This is a genomic window from Streptomyces sp. UH6 (genome assembly GCF_013421635.1).
Taxonomy (GTDB): domain Bacteria; phylum Actinomycetota; class Actinomycetes; order Streptomycetales; family Streptomycetaceae; genus Streptomyces; species Streptomyces abyssomicinicus.
In genome coordinates this window covers 1-3,350 of sequence record NZ_JACADT010000638.1, presented here as the reverse complement: position 1 = coordinate 3,350, position 3,350 = coordinate 1, and the positions used below count along the sequence as shown (strand labels likewise).

Sequence of the window (3,350 nt, the reverse complement as noted above, 5' to 3'; positions counted from 1 at the left end):
GGGGTGACCCGGCCCGGCCCCGCCCCGTGCGCAGGGGCAGGCGCCGTCAGAACCTCGATGACGCCTTGCCGGCCTTGGCCTTCCTCATTCCCAGGGCCGCGCACGCCGCTCCGAGGCAGATCGCCAGGGCGCCGACGCAGATGCTGCTGATGATCACGCCGGCGTCGGGGTTGGTGCCCACCACCCAGGGGGCGATGATCATCCACACGCCGAGACCGGCGGCGGCCCAGCCGAGCCCGCTCATCCGTGCCGGGTTGGCGGCCGCGCAGATGGCCAGGGCGGCTATCGCCGCGCCGACGATCACGTTGTGGGCGACCATCGGGGGCTGGCTTCCGGTGAAGTGCAGGATCCACGGCGAGGCGGCACAGTACACGCCGACCAGACACAGCGGCGCGGCGAGCATCCCCAGATTCGGACCCTGCTGGGAGCGGGCGTACTGCTCCCTCATTTCGAGCACGTCGGGGTGACTCGCCATGTCACCACGCGGGTGCGAGACATTGGCCATGACTCGTCTCCTTCGAGATCTCAGGCCTGACCGCGAGTGCGGCGGAAGGAATCGAATGCGGGGCGGTTTGACCCGCACCTGTTCCATTCTGCCCCGATTCACCCGTTATGTGTAATGCAGGTCACGGAAACATTCCGCCACGGCTCATCCGGCGCGTTCGAGCAGCCCCCGGACGTAGGCCGCCTGCCCCACGTGCTGAAGATCGTCGGAGAGCACGCTGACCAGCCGGACGCCCAGGGTGACCGGGGGATCCCACCGCTCGTCGACGATCCGCTCCAGCTCGGCGGCGGTCAGCGCGCGCAGGAAGCGCAGCGTCTGCTCGTGCACCGCGTCGTAGTAGCCGGTCAGCAGATCGGGGGAGTCGACCCGGACCGCCGCCACCTTCGCCGGGTCGTGCCCGAAGCCGGTGTCGGAGGCCGGCAGGGACAGCCCGAAACGGCCGTGCCAGTCCTGTGCCGTCCAGACCTGCTCCAGGCCCGCGACGTCCGCGACGTGGTCGTCCTGCACCCGCGTCAGGTGCCACACCAGCCAGGCCACCGGGTTCGCCCCCGGTGCGGGGGGCGCGGCGAGCCGTTGCGCGTCCAGGCCGTGGACCGCCGCGTGCACCTCCTCGCGGATCCTGCCGTATCCCTCGATCAGAATGTCCTTTGCGTGCATGTCTCCAGCCTCCGCCCGATCCCGTCTCCCCGCTCGGCGGTTGGACCGGGAGAGGGTCGGTGAGGAAGAGTGATCACGCACCACCGGACACGCCGAACCCCAGGAGTCGCGTTGTACACCGCCCATCCCGGCCGCTACGAGCAGATGCCCTACCGGCGCACCGGACGCAGCGGCCTGAAGCTTCCCGCGCTGTCGCTCGGCCTGTGGCACAACTTCGGTCCCGACCGCCCCGTCGAGACCCAGCGGGCCATCCTGCGGCGCGCCTTCGACCTCGGGATCACCCACTTCGACCTGGCCAACAACTACGGCCCGCCCCCGGGCGCCGCCGAGTCCGCCTTCGGCGAGGCGCTCAAGGTCGAACTGCGGCCCTACCGCGACGAGATGGTCATCTCCACCAAGGCCGGCTACCTGATGTGGGACGGCCCGTACGGCGAGTGGGGCTCGCGCAAGTACCTGCTCTCCTCGCTGGAGCAGAGCCTGTCCCGGATGGGGCTCGAGTACGTGGACGTCTTCTACTCGCACCGCCCCGACCCGGACACCCCGCTCGAGGAGACCATGGGGGCGCTGCACTCCGCCGTGCAGCAGGGCAAGGCGCTCTACGTGGGCGTCTCCAACTACTCGCCGGAGCAGACCCGCGAGGCGGCCCGCATCCTCGCCGGCCTCGGCACGCCGCTGCTGATCCACCAGCCCCGCTACTCGATGCTCGACCGCCGTCCCGAGGAGACGGGTCTGCTCGACGCGCTGGACGAACTCCAGGTCGGCTCCATCGTCTACTCGCCGCTCGAGCAGGGCCTGCTCACCTCCCGCTACCTCGACGGCATCCCGGAGGGCTCCCGCGCCGCGAGCGACAGCCCCTTCCTGACCGCCGAGAAGGTGACCCCGGAACTCGTCGGGCACCTGCGCGCGCTGAACGGCATCGCCGCCGCACGCGGCCAGTCGCTGGCCCAGATGGCACTCGCCTGGGTGCTGCGGGGCGGCCGTGTCACCTCCGCACTGGTCGGCGCCAGCAGCCCGCAGCAGCTGGAGGACTCGGTCGCCGCCATCGGCAACCTGGACTTCTCCGACGACGAACTGTCCCGGATCGACGAGATCGTCCGCGCCGCCGCCGGCTGACGGACGGCCGACCCGGCGCAGCGCACGGGCCCCGCGGGGGTGTTCCCCTCCCGTGGGGCCCACGCACGGTGAACGGGGGGTTACAGGTCATCCGAATCGGGGGGAGTGACAGGGCCGGACCCGGGTAGAAGGAGAGGCGCATCAGTATCCGGCCGGGCCGGCAGCCGAGAGAGACACGCATGATCGAGCACCTGGACGGGGCCGTGGCGACAACGGGTTTCGACGTGCCCGTGGAGCCCCTGCGGCGTGCGACGCACTTCACCGGTGAGCCGGGATGCATCGCCGAGGCGCGGGAGTTCGCGGGACAGTTCCTCGAGCAGCTGAGGAACGAGTGGTGCGCCACCGCCGACGAGCGCTACGGCGGCGAACTGCTCCTGGTCGTCAGCGAGCTGGTCACCAACGCGGACCGGCACAGCCACGGTCCGTACATCCTCGAACTCGAGGGATCGGACAACTCCGTGACCGTGACGGTCTACGACAGCAGCGTCGCCCTGCCGCAGATCTTCCCCCGCGACCCCGAGCGGGTCGGCCGGCACGGCCTGGAGATCGTCCACGCGGTCGCCGACGAGGTCGTGGTGGAGCGCGTCCCGGTCGGCAAGCGGATACGCGCCACCCTCCGTCTGGGCGGCTGAGCCGCCCGGACATGCTCCCCGCCGTGTTTCCCCGGCGGCGGCCAACCTCGGTTGCCCGCCGCGCGATTCACCTCTGAGCGGAACCTCGACCGGCCGTCTTGCCGGGCCCGGCGAGCGGCCTAGGGTGAGAAGGGTGAGCGACCACGCGACCTCCCCGGCCCCCGTCCCCCTCCGCCGCCCGGCCCGTGCCAGGGAGCCGCTGTGGCGCGACCTCGTCGGCGAGGTGCTGCGCCGCGAGCGGCTCGCCCAGGGGCGCACCCTGAAGGAGGTCGCCGAGGCCGCGCGGATCTCCATGCCCTATCTGTCGGAGCTGGAACGGGGCCGCAAGGAGGCCTCCTCGGAGGTCCTCGCGGCCGCCGCCCGGGCCCTGGGGCTCGGCCTGGGGGACCTCCTGATCCGTGTCCACAGCCTCCTCGCGGCCCGCTCGGCCTCCGTGCCCGGCG

The 3,350-nt window shown here is 71.6% G+C and carries 5 protein-coding genes; 3 read left to right on the top strand and 2 right to left on the bottom strand.

Annotation, left to right across the window (positions count from 1 at the left end; all coding sequences use genetic code 11):
• Positions 1-46: 46 nt before the first annotated feature.
• Together HW445_RS23455 and HW445_RS23450 are read right to left on the bottom strand one after the other, a co-directional pair.
• Positions 47-505, bottom strand: coding sequence for an SPW repeat protein (locus HW445_RS23455; RefSeq protein WP_180222939.1), 459 nt, complete (start codon positions 503-505; stop codon positions 47-49).
• Between the two features lie 144 nt (positions 506-649).
• Complete coding sequence (locus tag HW445_RS23450; protein WP_180222938.1) at positions 650-1,162, bottom strand: DUF664 domain-containing protein; 513 nt, start codon at positions 1,160-1,162, stop codon at positions 650-652.
• 111 nt (positions 1,163-1,273) lie between these two features.
• On the opposite strand from HW445_RS23450, the gene mgrA reads away from it, so the two are divergent.
• From mgrA to HW445_RS23435, 3 genes are all read left to right on the top strand, one after another.
• On the top strand, positions 1,274-2,275 hold the full coding sequence (gene mgrA, locus HW445_RS23445) for an L-glyceraldehyde 3-phosphate reductase (RefSeq protein WP_180222937.1): 1,002 nt from the start codon (positions 1,274-1,276) through the stop codon (positions 2,273-2,275).
• A 179-nt stretch (positions 2,276-2,454) separates the two neighbouring features.
• The gene (locus tag HW445_RS23440) at positions 2,455-2,907 is read left to right on the top strand and encodes an ATP-binding protein (RefSeq protein ID WP_151773907.1); all 453 of its coding nucleotides are present in this window, start codon (positions 2,455-2,457) and stop codon (positions 2,905-2,907) included.
• 133 nt (positions 2,908-3,040) lie between these two features.
• Positions 3,041-3,350: helix-turn-helix domain-containing protein (locus tag HW445_RS23435; RefSeq protein ID WP_180222936.1), on the top strand; the 310-nt coding region annotated here is incomplete at its 3' end.

Bases quoted from the DNA above. Each gene is read 5' to 3' on its own strand.
- HW445_RS23455 (WP_180222939.1), bottom strand. From the start codon at position 505: ATGGCCAATGTCTCGCACCCGCGTGGTGACATGGCGAGTCACCCCGAC.
- HW445_RS23450 (WP_180222938.1), bottom strand. From the start codon at position 1,162: ATGCACGCAAAGGACATTCTGATCGAGGGATACGGCAGGATCCGCGAG.
- HW445_RS23440 (WP_151773907.1), top strand. From the start codon at position 2,455: ATGATCGAGCACCTGGACGGGGCCGTGGCGACAACGGGTTTCGACGTG.